This window comes from Arthrobacter sp. Y3221087 (assembly GCF_059089905.1).
On sequence record NZ_JBNHFE010000001.1, the window covers coordinates 384,588 to 396,728 of the forward strand.

Below are 12,141 nucleotides of genomic sequence, written 5' to 3' on the forward strand. Positions count from 1 at the left end.
GGACTTTCTATTACGTCACGGGTTTGTGAGCTATTCCTCCAAATCCTGCTACAGTCTACGGCAGACGCAGGTAAGGCTTACCTAATGCGTCGCAGACCCCGTTCCGTTCATGAAGGCATCCCCGTGAAAACTCGCATCTCCAGGCAGCTCACTGCTGCCGCCGCCGGCCTGGTCCTCCTGGCCACAGCGGCCTGCGGCTCCCCGGCCGCCACCACCAGCAGCACCGCCACCACCGCCGCTGCCGAAGCCGCCGGATTCCCGCTGACCATGGAACACACCATGGGCTCCACCACCATCGAAGAGGTCCCGAAGCGCGTGGTTGCGCTTGACCCCAGCTACATCGACGCGGCGCTCCTGCTCGAGGCTGACCTGGTGGGCTACGTGCAGTACCGGCAGGACCCCAAGGCCCCCTTCGCCCCTTACCTCGGCGACGTTGCCGATGCCACCAAGGATGCGGTGAACGTTGGAACCCTGGCCGAACCCAACCTGGAAAAGATCCTGGAACTGCAGCCGGACCTGATCGTGTCCGCGAAGGTCCGCCACGAGGCGCTCTACTCGCAGCTGTCCAAGATCGCGCCCACCATCTTCTCCGTGAGCACCGGTCCCACCTGGAAGGAGAACGTTGTTTTCCTCGGTGAGGCACTGGGCAAGAAGGCCAAGGCCGAGGAACTGGTCAAGGCGTACGAGGACCGTGCGGCAAAGGTCGGCGCCGAGATCCTGGCAAAGAAGCCGGACGCCACCTACTCGCTGATCCGCTTCACCGGCGGTGACACCGCACGCCTGTACTCCTCGAATTCCTTCATCGGCGAGATTATGGCGGACATGAACATCCCGCGGCCCAAGGACCAGCCGGACAGCGACAAGGAGATCTTCGTCCCGCTTGCCGCCGAGCAGATCCTGCAGGGCGACGCCGGCCTGGTGATGGTCAGCGCCTTCACCCCCGCCGGCGCCGAGGGCGACAAGGCCCGCGCACAGCAGGAGGCCTTCCAGTCCAACCCGCTGTGGCAGCGGCTCAAGGGCGAGGTCAAGAACGTTGACGACGCCACGTTCCTGGCGTCGGTCAGCATCCAGGGCGCCCACGCCGTGATAACCGAGCTGGCCAACCACTACGGCGTGGATCCCCAGCTGCCGTAATGCCCCTGATGGCTGCTTCCGCATCGGTTTCCGGACACCCTGTGCGGGTGTTCGAAGCAGTGGTGGCGGAAGTGCGGGACCTGTCCCCGCACTTCCGCCGCGCACGTTAACCGGTCCTTCCCTGCTGGACTTCGGTGTGCCGGGGCCCACCCTTGACCTCCGCATCAAGCTGCTGCTGCCCACCCCCGGCCATCCACTGCAGCTCCCAGGCGGTGCGAACGGCGTCCTCCAAAGGGGCTGGTACCAGGACTGGCTCCGGCAGGACCAGCCCGGCCGCGGCTTCATCCGCAGCTACACGGTCCGCGCGCTGCGCCGGACCCCCTCAGGCCCGGAAGTCGACGTCGACTTTGTCCTGCACCGGGGACCGGGGACCCAGGCGGGGCCATCGCGGCTCCGGCGCCGTGCCGCGCGGTGTCCGGCTCGTAAAGGCTGTGCAGCAGGCAGTTGCCTCCGGCGCCAACGCCGGATGCCCATATGCCTGGGTTGGCGCCGAGGCGGCAACGGTCAAATCCCTCCGCCGGTGCCTCACAGATTCGGGCGTGGACCCCAGGGCGTCGGAGTTCCGGGGCTGCTGGAGCCTTGGCAAGGCCGGCTCGGGCGTCAACGGGATTCCCGTGCCCAAGCGCTGAACCCCCGGAAGTGTTCGTCGAAGTAGGTAGGGCGGCATCCCGTGAGCACAGGATGGGGCAGCGCCTTTTCCCGGCGGACAGTAGGATGGGCCCATGTCGACTTCCGCGGATAACGAGTCAGTACTGCAGCTGCAGGAAGTCCTGGTGGGCGCCGAGAACGCGGTGGAATTCCTCTCAGGACTTTCCGGCTTGGCGGCAGCCGCGGTATCGGAAGCGGCCAACGACCAGATTGAATGCGCGGTCACCCTCAAGCTGCGGCGCAGGCCTGCCACGGCTGCCGGGAGCAGTCCGCGGGCCGTGGAGCTTGACCGTATAGAGCAGGCGTTGGGCGATGGTCCTTGCATCAAAGCACTGCGCGAGATGTCCCCGGTGATAATCGATGACGTTTCCGAGGACCCCCGGTGGCCGGAGTTGAATCAGAAGTTCAAGGAGCATGGCGTGCACAGCAGTCTGGGGGTGCCGCTGGAAATCAGCGGGGACTCCCGTGCGGCCCTCAACTTCTTCGCTGCAAAACCGCGCGCCTTCAACGCGGACGTCTATGACAAGGCTTTGGGATTCGCCGCCGCCGCCCACAACACACTGAAACTCTCCGTCCGGATCAACACTGCCCAGAACCGGGCGGAGGACCTCGAAGCAGCCTTGCAAAGCAGGACCGCAATCAATCTGGCCTGCGGTGTCATCATGGCGCAGAACCGCTGCTCCCAGGCCGAAGCCATGGACATTCTTACCAAGGTCTCCAGCAACCGGAACCGCAAGCTGCGTGACGTTGCCGCCGAACTGATCGAACAACTGTCCGGCGACAGCATCCAGACCCACTTCGACGGGTAGCAGCAGCCCGCTGTCAGCCCGCCCGCAGGACAGAAACGACGGCGGATCCGCCGGCCGCGTTTGCGTCGCCTGACCCCCGTCCCCGCACATCCCAGCAGTTGCCGCTGCCGATCACCTCGAAGTCCTCCGAGCCCGCCGCAGGCAGGATGAGGGCCGTGCTTTCGTCAATGGCAACAGCCCTCGCCACCACGCCTGCCGCCACGGCACCGACAGCCCGCCCAAGTGTTCCGGCCTGCGCCGCATGGACGTCCACCGCAAAGGGGGCAAGGCCAAGACCCTCGCGGATGTCCAGCGCGTCCAGTCCTTCCGAGCACTCTTCACCGCACACCTCGATGCCGTGCGCCCGGTAGCCGCCGATCAGCGCCCGTTCCGGCGCCACCATGGCGCCCGCGGAAAAGCCAAGGTAGGAAGCGCCGCCGGCAACAATGCGGGTAAGTGCCGGCATCGCGGGATGAAGACCGGCCAGGTAGGCCGGCGTCAGTCCGCCGCCCACCACCACTGCGTCCACGCCGTCGAACAGCGCCGGGTCCGCGGTTGGCACCTCGCCCAGGGGCACTGGCACCAGCTCGAACGGCAGCCGTGCACGCAGCGGCTCAACATACTCGGCCAGCCGGCCAGCGGGGTTGCCGGCCTGGTCATGGACCACCACGGCAATCCTCGCGGAGTGGCCAGCGCCCGGTTTCTGTGACACTTCCGCGGCAAAGCGGTCAAACACTTCGGGAAAGGCCAACGGGTCCGGCCCGGCACCAGCGAGGAAAATGCTCATGGGCTTCAACCTACCCGCCGGGCCCGGGGCCCGGGCGTTGTGCGGAGAGCGCAAAAGAGGGGGAAAACCTCTTGACCCACGCCCGGGATCCGAATATCGTACAACCAAATGGTTGTAGATCAGCTCCGTGATTCCGAACTGGACCGCCTCTTCCAGGCGTTCGCCGATTCCACCCGCCGGGACATTGTTCGGCGCGTGACAGTGGGCGAGTACTCGGTCTCGGGTCTCGCGGCCCTCTACGCCATGAGTTTCGCCGCAGTCCAGAAGCATGTGGTGGTGTTGGAGCGCGCTTCCCTGGTCACCAAGGAAAAGCGCGGAAGGGAGCAGATTGTGCGGGGTGATCATGAAGGCCTGCAGAAAGCCCGGCGGCTGCTCGACGAATACGAACAAATCTGGCGGCAGCGTGCCGCCCGAATGGCCGACATTCTCACTGAAGGTTAGGAAGGCATTGCCATGACAGTCATCAGTATGGACAAGAATCCCGAGGCCCTGAGCATGACGCTCGTTGCCGAGTTTGATGCCGGCGTGGATCGGGTCTGGCAGCTCTGGGAGGACCCGCGCCAGCTTGAGCGCTGGTGGGGTCCGCCCACGTACCCGGCCACGTTCCACAAGCACGAGTTCGTGCCGGGCGGCAAGGCCAACTACTACATGACAAGCCCCGAGGGGGAGAAGTTCCACGGTTGGTGGGAGTTCACCGCCATCGAAGCGCCGCGGCAGCTGGAATTCAACGACGGCTTCGCGGACAGAGATGGCAACCCCACGGGCGAGCATGGCACCTCGCACGCCCTGGTCACGATTGAACCGTTGGGGGAGCGGACCCGGATGACCATCCTGTCCACGTTCGAGTCCGAAGAACAGCTGGAACAGATGGTGGCCATGGGCATGATGGAGGGCATGAGGGAAGCGGCCGGCCAGATCGATGCGATCCTCGCGGAGCACGCCAACGCCTGACGAAAGGAAAGCGTACGACGGCGGGACCTCCCGCCGTCGTACGCTATGCCTTGGGTGCCGGCTGTTTTGGCGCGGCGGCGGCGAAAACCAGGAGCGAACTGGTGGCGGTGGCCAGCAGGCCGCCGTCCGGAGCGAAGACGCGGCCCTCGGCAAAGATGACCCGGGACCCCGACTTCACCACCGATCCTTCGGCGCGCAGGATGGCATGCTGCAGCGTGATGGGGCGGAGATAGCTGACCGAGAGGTCAATGGACGTGTAGCCGAAGCCGGCAGCCAGCGTGCTGTGCGCCGCGCACCCCACCACGGTGTCCAGCAGGGTGCAGGCCAGGCCGCCGTGCACCACACCCAGCGGGTTGTAATGTGCCTCGGCCGGCCGGCACTCGAACTCCACCCGCCCGTGTTCAACCGCCACCAGGCGCAGGTTCATCAGCGAAGCCATGGGCGGTCGCGGAATGCCGCCGTCCCGCATGCCGGACAGGAAGTCCAGCCCGGACATGGTTGGCAGGCGCTCCAGACCCACTTTCGGGTCCGTCCAGCTGAAGGTCTCCGAGCGTTCCGCCTGCCCGCTGGTGTCCATGGGCTTCTCCTCCGCCGTGGCCGCGTTTGTGTGCCAGCTTAGGCGCTGCCGGGGTTAGCCGGCAGGGCGTTCGGCCCTCTCCTGTCATCCAACGCACCAGGTTGACTGCATCCAGCGCCACGAGGTCCCCGGCCGCGGCCTCCCGCCGCTGCTGCCGGCCGGATGCCGGCATCGGCCACGTTCAGGAGCCAGGAGGAGCCATCCCAGAAACGGCAGCTCAGGAGGCGTTGAACCCTCCGAGGGGCTTCCGAAATACTTGAAGAAGGGGATTGAAGGGCGGTGGACAGGGTGAACAGCGGGTCAGGAGAATTCCGGAAGCGGCTGGAGCGCGCCGCCGAGGTGCGGTCCTACCGGGGAGCCGGCATCAGCGCCGAAGAGGAAGCCGCCCTTGATGCCCTTGAAGCCAAGGAACGGGAAAAGCGCCGCAAGGTGGGCGATGCCGCCAGGGCGGACTACCTGATCCGGGATGCCATGGCCCAGGGCAAGTTCGACAACCTCAAGTACGCCGGCAAGCCCATCCCGGGGCTGGGTGAATCCTATGACCCCGACTGGTGGGTCAAGGGCCTGCTCCAGCGCGAGAACATCAGCGGCCTCGGCCCGCCGGCCATTCTCCTGCGCACTGAGGACGCCGAGCTGGACGCCAAGCTTGACGCCCAGTACACGGAACAGCAGGTCCGCGACATCCTGCAGGACTTCAACCGCCGGGTCATCGATGCGCGGCGGCAGCTGCAGGGCGGACCGCCGGTCGTCACCAAGCTCCGGGAGGTCGAGGAGGAAGTGGTCCGCTGGCGGCAACGGCGGGCCTCCCGGACCGTCGAGCCACCGCCGCCGCCGCAAGCGCCGCGTTCGTGGTGGCAGAAGCTGTGGAAGGGCGCGGGTTAGGCAGTCCGCTCGAACAGCTCGCAGAGGGCGTTGTAGTAGCGCCCGGTCTGCCCCTTGTGGACCAGCCCAATCCGGGTGCACACCCTCTGTGAGGCAGTGTTGGCCGGAGCCGTCACTGCCACTACCTTCTGCAGGCCGCTTTCGAAGGCGTAGGCGAGGACCGCGGCCGCGGCCTCGCTCGCGTAGCCGTTGCCCCAGAAATCGGGGTGGAAGTGCCAGCCGATCTCAGTGTCCCCGGAAGGCTGCAGGGGAAGGGAGCCGCCCGACGCCGGGATGGACTTCAGGAGCAGCGTGCCGGCCAACTCCCCGGCGTCTTTGATTTGAACGGCCCAGACTCCATGGACGGGGTGGTCCATCGCCCGCCACACGCGGATCCGTTCCTCCGCCTGCGCCAGGTCCGTCATGACCTCGGGCGGATTGCCGATGAACTGCTGCACCTCCCAACGGGAGTAGAGATCCAGCACAAAAGTGGCATCCGCCGGCTCCCACTGGCGGAGGACCAGCCGCTCAGTTTCGAGGCTCTTCACGCCGTTCATTGTGGCAGGCAGGGCCCTCGGGATGACTGAGGTTTGGCGTGGAATCAGGGCTTGGGTGTCGGATTGGGTCCGATCATCGATGGGGGAGGGCCAGGGAAGGGCGCTGCCGGGTACAGCGGCGCCGCCTTCAGCATGTAGTTGGCCCACTGTGGTCCTGCAATCATGTAGCCGTCGAGCCGGGGGTAGAACGTCCCGTTGATGGTGACGTTCTGGCCGGGGCGCTTCTGGCTTTCCAGGGGGTCCCCGAAGAAGGATGCGGTGGATAGTCCGGTGGTGTAGCCGACGATCCAGGTGGCCCCGTTGTTGTTGGACGTTCCGGTCTTGGCGGCCGTGGGCCACTTGTCATGGACCTTGGGATTGATCCAGAAACCCGATCCCCTTACCAGCACGTCCTGCAGCACCGAATTGACGCCCCGCGCTACGTCGGGCTTTACGGCATCCCGGCACTCGACATTCTGCGCCGGCAGCTTGCCGCCGGCGGCATCCGTGATCTCCACCAGCGCGATCGGGGTGCAGTAGCGGCCGTCATTGGCGAAGGTCGCGAAAGCGTTCGCCATATGCAGCGGAGCCACGTTGGTGGCACCGAGCAGGTTGCCCAGCTGGTGCATGTTGATCGGTGACCCGTCCAGCCCGTTGTGCAGGCCCACGCTGTCCACCATCTTCTGGATGCCGCAGAAATCCAGCTGCGTGGCTGATGCGAAGGTGGCCGTGTTGATGGAGTTGTACAGGCCGTAGTTGATGGCCATCTTCCGGTAGAAGCCCTCTTCGGCGTTCTGCAGGTCATCCGCGGCGCCCAGTTCAGGGTTGTTCTGCGCCGTACTGTAGGCGCCCAGCACCTTGCCGCAGCTCGACCGCCACGGGAAGCCCAGCGGGTAGACGCGGCGTGAGGCGTCCACCTCCGCGGTGAGCGGCTTGCCCTCGTTCAGCCACTGGGCAAACGTGAACGGCTTCATGGTGGAACCCGTCTGGAACCCGCCCGCACCGTTCAGGTTGTTGCCCTGGGGGTCCTTGGCGTCCACATTGAAGTTCAGGTGGGTGTCGAACTTTCCCGGCTCTGCCAGGAACACCGTGTTCTGGGCCATTGCCAGGATCTTGCCGGTTCCCGGCTGGACCGTGACCAGCGCGGCGCCCCACCGGTCGGGGTTGGCCCCGGCCGTGCCGTCCACCTGCGACTGGGCAGCGGCCTGCAACCGGCTGTCCAGAGTGGTGATGATGGTCAGGCCGCCGCGGTACAGTTTGCGCTGGCGTTCGGCCTCGTTCTGCCCGAACGCAGGATTGTTCAGGATCAGGTGCGAAATGTAGTCGCAGAAGTACGGGGCCATGGTGGCGTTCGCGCAGCCCTGTCGCTCCGGACTGATCTTGAGTTCAATCGGGGTGGCAACCGCCTGGTCGTGCTCAGCCGGGGTGATCATGCCGAGGTTGCGCATCTCGCCCAAAACCTGGTTGCGGCGGGCCATGGAATTGTCCGGGTTGAGCGCCGGGTTGTAGAACGTGGGACTGTTCACCAGCCCGGCCAGCAGGGCCGCCTGGGGGAGGTTAAGGTCCTTGGCGGTGGTGCTGAAGAAATAGCGCGCGGCGGCCTCAACACCGTAGGCGTCACTGTTGAAGAACACAATGTTCAGGTAGCCCTCAAGGATCTGCTCCTTGCTGAACTTCTTCTCCAGGGCTATGGCCAGCTTCATCTCGCGCAGCTTGTCGCCCATGTCCTTCTGGCCGCTGAGGACCACCTCGTCGGGCCGGTCCTGGGACACCCGCGACTCGTTGATGACATTGGTGACGTACTGCTGGGTGATGGTTGAAGCACCCTGCTGGTCGCCCTTGGTCAGGTTGGCCACCACAGCCCGGAGGATGCCCTGCGGGTCCACGCCGGCGTGGTCGTAGAACCTGCTGTCCTCGATGGCGATGACGGCGTCCTTGATGTACGGCGACATCTGGTCCAGCGGGATCCGGACCCGGTTCTCCGCATAGAACGTGGCAATCGGCTGGCCGTCGGACGTCAGCACCTTGGTGGATTGCGACGGCGGCTGCACGGTCAGTTCCTCGGGCAGGCTTTCAAAGAACCCGATGGAGTTGCTGACGCCGAATCCTGCGGCAGCTACTGCCGGGACCACCAGGCTCGCCACCAGGACACCGCACATGGCAGACGCGGCCAGGAACCCCAGGAGTCGTCCCACGGCGCTGCCTTTACCGCGCCTGCGCTTCCTTTTTTTCACCATTCTTCAGCCCTCGGAGCTTGGAGGTGTGAAAAGACTACGCCCGGGTAAGGGGGTCTTCCATAGCCCGGCAGGTCAGGATTTGGTCACACTTCTCCCTTGACGGGCCGATAGTTACCGACATATCGTTAACTATTGCTGAATAGGTTAGTGAAGATAATGATCCTTCGAAAGGACGAGCCACCATGAAAGGCATTTCCGACGAAAAATTCCCCCACCGCGACGTCGGCAGGGGCAGGTTTGAACGGGGGAGGGGCCGCCGCGGGCCGCACGGCCACCGCGGCGGCGGATTTGGCCCGGGCTTTGGACCCGGTTTCGGTCCGGGATTTGGCCGCGGCTCGAGGCGGGCAAACCGCGGTGATGTCCGCGCAGCCATCCTCTCGCTCCTGGCCGAATCGCCGTCGAATGGTTACGGCTTGATCAAGACCATCGCCCAAAAGACGGACGGCGCGTGGCGCCCGAGCCCCGGTTCCATCTACCCGACGCTGCAGCAGCTCGTGGACGAGGGCCTGATCGAGGCGCTGAGCGAAGGGCGCGGCACCGAGTTTGCCCTGGCCGACGCGGGCAGGGCCTACGTTGCGGAGCATGCCGAGGAGATGGAGAACGCATGGAATGCCGGTCCGGACAGCTCGGACCGGGAATTCCACCAGAGCATCGGCAAGCTGATGGGCGTTATCCACCAGTTCCGCAGCGGCGTCTCGGAGGAGCAGCGTGCAGCGGCGATCGAAAAGCTGGATGAAACCCGCCGTGCCCTGTACAAAATCCTGGCGGACTAAGGCAGGGAAGTCCGCCGGTGCGGCAGCCTAGGCGAAGGAATCTTCCTTGGCGTGCCGCTCGACAGGGGCCTTGGCCGTGCTGTGAAGGTCAGAGGAACCGGGCCGCAGCGGGTTGAACCCGGCGCCCAGCTCACCGAAGGCGTAGGCGCTCTCTGCGTGCTCGGACAGGTCCACGCCGGCAGTCTCCGCTTCGTGGCTGACCCGGAACCCGATGGTCTTGTTGATGGCCCGGCCGATGACCAGGGTGCCGAGTCCGGAGAGCAGCATGGTGACGACGACGGCCGCCGTCTGGGCGATGAGCTGCTGGACGCCGCCGCCGTAGAAGAGCCCGCCGCCCTGGCCCTCAACGGGCAGGGCAATGAAGCCAAGTGCCAGGGTGCCGATCAGACCGGCACCGAGGTGGACGCCCACTACATCCAGGGAGTCATCCAGTCCGAACCGGTACTTGAGGTCGACGAAGACGGCGCAGGCGGCACCGGCCACCAGGCCCAGGCCGATTGCGGCCACCGGGCTGATGTTGGCGCAGGACGGGGTGATGGCCACGAGTCCGGCCACCACACCTGATGCCGCCCCCAGGGATGTGGGGTGGCCGTGCCGGATCTTTTCCGTGACCAACCAGCTGAGCATGGCCGCGGCCGGGGTAACCAGCGTGTTGACCCAGATCAGGCCTGCCTGTTCGGCGGTGGTGGCAGCGCCGCCGTTGAAACCGAACCAGCCGAACCAGAGGATGGCCGCACCCAGCATGATGAAGGGCACGTTGTGCGGGCGGTGGTTCGGGTCCTTTGCGAAGCCGTGCCGCTGCCCGACGATGAGGGCGAGGACCAGGGCCGCTGTTCCGGAGCTGATCTCCACCACGGCGCCGCCGGCGAAATCGATGACCTGGCCGAAGACCGCGGTGAGGGCGCCGCCAGGGCTCAGGAGCCCGCCGCCCCAGATCATGTAGGCGAGGGGGCAGTAGACCGCCGTGATCCAGAGCGGCACGAACAACGCCCAGGCGCCGAATTTCGCCCGGTCGGCGATGGCACCGCTGATCAGGGCCACGGTAATGATGGCGAACGTGGAGCTGAAGCCGGCCTTGATCAGGTCCGGGGAGCCCATCAGGTTCTGGAGCCCGAAGCTGGTGAAGGGGTTGCCGAAGAGGCCCAGCACGCCGTCGCCGGTGGTCATGGAGTAGCCCCACAGCACCCACACCACCCCGACGATGCCGGCGGAGATGAAGCTCATCATGATCATGTTGAGGGCGGCTTTGGCGCGCGTCATGCCGCCGTAGAAGAGACCCAGTCCCGGAGTCATCAGCAGTACCATCGCGGCCGACATCATCAGCCAGACGTGTTGGGCAGAAATTTCCACCGGCGGTCCCTTCGCGCAAGATCCTCCCGGGACGATTCTGACGTCCCGGCAATTCCCCCGGGGACCAATCTTTCGTTGCCTGTGTTTCGGTTATTGCCCGGGAAAGTTGCGGCGAGGTTACGCAATTCGCTTCGGCGTGAAGTTCGCGTGTCGAAGATGTTTCGGCTGTGTTAACGGGGGCCCTCGGGGCTGTGCCGGAAATGGGTGGGCGGCTCTCGCGCGCCGGAATGGCGGGGAAGGTCCGGGGGAAAAGGTGAGGAACGCCGTCGTACGCTTCCGCCGCCATGTTTCCTGCCCGTGAACGGCGGCTCACAGCCGTGGGCTAGAACTGCCGGGCGTTGGTGAGGACCGGGAGCTTGGCGCGTACGTCCTCAACCGTGGAGGGATCGATGTCCACCACGGCGAGTTCTGGCTTGCCGCCGAGCGCTGCGAGGGTGGAGCCCAGCGGGGAGATGACGGCGCTGTGGCCGATTCCGGTGGGGGCGCTGCCGGCCGGTCCTGCGCCGGTGGTCTCGGGGTCGGCCTGGCCGCAGGCCACCACGAAGGTGGTGCTGTCCAGTGCCCGGGCGCGGACCAGGAGGTCCCACTGTTCCGCCTTGCCTTCACCGGCACCCCAGGAGGCGCACACGATGTTCACCTGTGCGCCGGCCTTCGCATTGGCCGTAAACAGGGCCGGGAAGCGGACGTCGTAGCACGTGGCCAGGCCGAAGACGGTTCCGTCCACCTCGAACGTGACGGGGCTTTCCCCGGCGTCCACGTTCTTGGATTCGGTGAAGCCGAAGGCGTCGAAGAGGTGGACCTTGTCATAGGACGTGTCCACGCCGGGGCCGGTCACCAGCAGGGTGTTGCGGACCCGGCCGTCCTTCCCGGGGGTGAACATCCCCGCCACAATCACAATCTGGAGTTCCCTTGCGATTCCCCTGACTTTGTCGGCCCACGGGCCGTCCAGCGGTTCCGCAATGTCCTTCAGGGAGTGGCCGAATGCCCGCATCGCCGCCTCGGGGAAGACCACCAGTTCCGCACCGGCCGCCTTGGCCTGTGCGGCATAGTCCCGGATCAGCTCCAGGTTGGCCGCCGGATCGGCGCTGCTGATGATCTGGGCGACTGCAAGACGCATGGAAGAACTCCAATCTGGTGCCGCAGGCAGGTGCGCCGAGCGGGGGGACATTCCCAGCTTATCGAGCTACTGCTTGTAGCCCTCCACCTCGCTGACGGGCCTCGGTTCAGCCTCATTGGGGTTCTCCCCGGAGTCCGACTTCGCCCTGCGCTGGCGCAGCAGGTCCCAGCACTGGTCCAGGCTTTCCTCCACCTGCCTGAGCCGGGCCTGGTCCGGCACCTGTCCGTCACCGGCCGCCTCGCGCAGGGAATGCTCCTCCTCCACCAGGGCCTGGATGCGCGCCAAAATGTCCTGATCGTTCATTTTTTCCCTCTTTCCCTTGCCTGTCCCTCCGGTCCCCTCAGGGTACGTAGTCGCTGCAGAACCCACCACCCCCTGCGCG

14 protein-coding genes and 1 pseudogene are annotated in these 12,141 nt (G+C 65.8%); 8 read left to right on the top strand and 7 right to left on the bottom strand.

All coding sequences use genetic code 11. The features are described 5' to 3' along the window. Positions 1–123: 123 nt before the first annotated feature. The 4 genes and pseudogenes from AC5RUO_RS01765 (at position 124) to AC5RUO_RS01780 (ending at position 2,591) form a co-directional block, all read left to right on the top strand. On the top strand, positions 124–1,134 hold the full coding sequence (locus tag AC5RUO_RS01765; protein WP_494102645.1) for an ABC transporter substrate-binding protein: 1,011 nt from the start codon (positions 124–126) through the stop codon (positions 1,132–1,134). 136 nt (positions 1,135–1,270) lie between these two features. Then, positions 1,271–1,447 (top strand): annotated as a pseudogene (locus AC5RUO_RS01770) (siderophore-interacting protein); the annotation flags it as partial. A gap of 88 nt (positions 1,448–1,535) precedes the next feature. Next, positions 1,536–1,763: an SIP domain-containing protein gene (locus AC5RUO_RS01775; RefSeq protein ID WP_494102646.1), complete on the top strand. Its 228-nt coding sequence runs from the start codon at positions 1,536–1,538 to the stop codon at positions 1,761–1,763. Positions 1,764–1,856: 93 nt separating this feature from the next. Beyond that, the gene (locus AC5RUO_RS01780) at positions 1,857–2,591 is read left to right on the top strand and encodes a GAF and ANTAR domain-containing protein (RefSeq protein ID WP_494009512.1); all 735 of its coding nucleotides are present in this window, start codon (positions 1,857–1,859) and stop codon (positions 2,589–2,591) included. A gap of 13 nt (positions 2,592–2,604) precedes the next feature. Here AC5RUO_RS01780 and AC5RUO_RS01785 read toward each other — a convergent pair whose 3' ends face one another. Beyond that, the gene (locus tag AC5RUO_RS01785) at positions 2,605–3,357 is read right to left on the bottom strand and encodes a type 1 glutamine amidotransferase family protein (RefSeq protein WP_494102647.1); all 753 of its coding nucleotides are present in this window, start codon (positions 3,355–3,357) and stop codon (positions 2,605–2,607) included. 108 nt (positions 3,358–3,465) lie between these two features. Between AC5RUO_RS01785 and AC5RUO_RS01790 the strand changes: the two genes are divergently transcribed. Continuing rightward, positions 3,466–3,798, top strand: a complete 333-nt coding sequence (locus tag AC5RUO_RS01790) for an ArsR/SmtB family transcription factor (protein ID WP_494102648.1) — start codon at positions 3,466–3,468, stop codon at positions 3,796–3,798. A gap of 12 nt (positions 3,799–3,810) precedes the next feature. Further along, complete coding sequence (locus AC5RUO_RS01795) at positions 3,811–4,308, top strand: SRPBCC family protein (protein WP_494102649.1); 498 nt, start codon at positions 3,811–3,813, stop codon at positions 4,306–4,308. 43 nt (positions 4,309–4,351) lie between these two features. On the opposite strand, the gene AC5RUO_RS01800 is transcribed toward AC5RUO_RS01795, so the two are convergent. Further along, positions 4,352–4,885, bottom strand: a complete 534-nt coding sequence (locus tag AC5RUO_RS01800; RefSeq protein ID WP_494102650.1) for a PaaI family thioesterase — start codon at positions 4,883–4,885, stop codon at positions 4,352–4,354. A 288-nt stretch (positions 4,886–5,173) separates the two neighbouring features. On the opposite strand from AC5RUO_RS01800, the gene AC5RUO_RS01805 reads away from it, so the two are divergent. Beyond that, positions 5,174–5,767 carry a DnaJ family domain-containing protein gene (locus AC5RUO_RS01805; RefSeq protein ID WP_494103360.1) on the top strand — a complete coding sequence of 198 codons (594 nt, stop codon included), beginning with the start codon at positions 5,174–5,176 and terminating at the stop codon, positions 5,765–5,767. Here AC5RUO_RS01805 and AC5RUO_RS01810 read toward each other — a convergent pair. Both AC5RUO_RS01810 and AC5RUO_RS01815 read right to left on the bottom strand, forming a co-directional pair. Next, complete coding sequence (locus AC5RUO_RS01810; RefSeq protein ID WP_494009505.1) at positions 5,764–6,303, bottom strand: GNAT family N-acetyltransferase; 540 nt, start codon at positions 6,301–6,303, stop codon at positions 5,764–5,766. The genes AC5RUO_RS01805 and AC5RUO_RS01810 overlap by 4 nt on opposite strands. Positions 6,304–6,347: 44 nt before the next feature. Further along, on the bottom strand, positions 6,348–8,519 hold the full coding sequence (locus AC5RUO_RS01815) for a transglycosylase domain-containing protein (RefSeq protein WP_494102651.1): 2,172 nt from the start codon (positions 8,517–8,519) through the stop codon (positions 6,348–6,350). Positions 8,520–8,701: 182 nt separating this feature from the next. Between AC5RUO_RS01815 and AC5RUO_RS01820 the strand changes: the two genes are divergently transcribed. Beyond that, positions 8,702–9,292 carry a PadR family transcriptional regulator gene (locus AC5RUO_RS01820; RefSeq protein WP_494009503.1) on the top strand — a complete coding sequence of 197 codons (591 nt, stop codon included), beginning with the start codon at positions 8,702–8,704 and terminating at the stop codon, positions 9,290–9,292. 27 nt (positions 9,293–9,319) lie between these two features. Here AC5RUO_RS01820 and AC5RUO_RS01825 read toward each other — a convergent pair whose 3' ends face one another. The 3 genes from AC5RUO_RS01825 to AC5RUO_RS01835 form a co-directional block, all read right to left on the bottom strand. Beyond that, positions 9,320–10,642, bottom strand: a complete 1,323-nt coding sequence (locus AC5RUO_RS01825) for an ammonium transporter (protein ID WP_494102652.1) — start codon at positions 10,640–10,642, stop codon at positions 9,320–9,322. 322 nt (positions 10,643–10,964) lie between these two features. Further along, the gene (locus AC5RUO_RS01830; protein ID WP_494102653.1) at positions 10,965–11,759 is read right to left on the bottom strand and encodes a carbon-nitrogen hydrolase family protein; all 795 of its coding nucleotides are present in this window, start codon (positions 11,757–11,759) and stop codon (positions 10,965–10,967) included. Positions 11,760–11,825: 66 nt separating this feature from the next. Continuing rightward, a complete protein-coding gene (locus AC5RUO_RS01835; protein ID WP_494009500.1) occupies positions 11,826–12,062 on the bottom strand; it encodes a DUF2630 family protein in 237 nt (78 codons plus the stop codon). Between the last annotated feature and the right edge of the window lie 79 nt (positions 12,063–12,141).